At 39.5% G+C, this 263-nt stretch carries 2 protein-coding genes; one reads left to right on the forward strand and one right to left on the reverse strand.

Going from position 1 to position 263, the window contains the following annotated elements; all coding sequences use genetic code 11:
• A partial coding sequence (locus tag AC0L3J_RS38150) for a super-infection exclusion protein B (protein WP_087888542.1) occupies positions 1-189 on the forward strand: 189 nt, incomplete at its 5' end.
• Here AC0L3J_RS38150 and AC0L3J_RS38155 read toward each other — a convergent pair.
• Entirely contained in the window at positions 186-263 is a 78-nt protein-coding gene (locus AC0L3J_RS38155) for a DUF1391 family protein (RefSeq protein ID WP_473350581.1), read from the reverse strand. The genes AC0L3J_RS38150 and AC0L3J_RS38155 overlap by 4 nt on opposite strands.

Raw genomic sequence — 263 nt, forward strand, 5'->3', positions numbered from 1 at the left:
TTCCTTAAAACAGGAAATCTTATTATCACTTCTCCTTGCCGTAACCCGGTTATGAAAAAATTAGAACGGAAGGGCATCATTCAACATCAGAGTGATAGCGCAAACTGTTCTTATTATCTCGTCACCGAAAAATACTCCCATTTTATGAAGTTATTCTGGAACAGCAGGAGTAGACGTTTTAATCGTTAGCTTACTGTGTGCTTCTCCAACCATCGGCGCGCACCAGTTTCGGTTTTAAATGTTTTGCTTTTGGTATACGTCAT

Source organism: Bradyrhizobium sp. Kon37 (assembly GCF_055807535.1).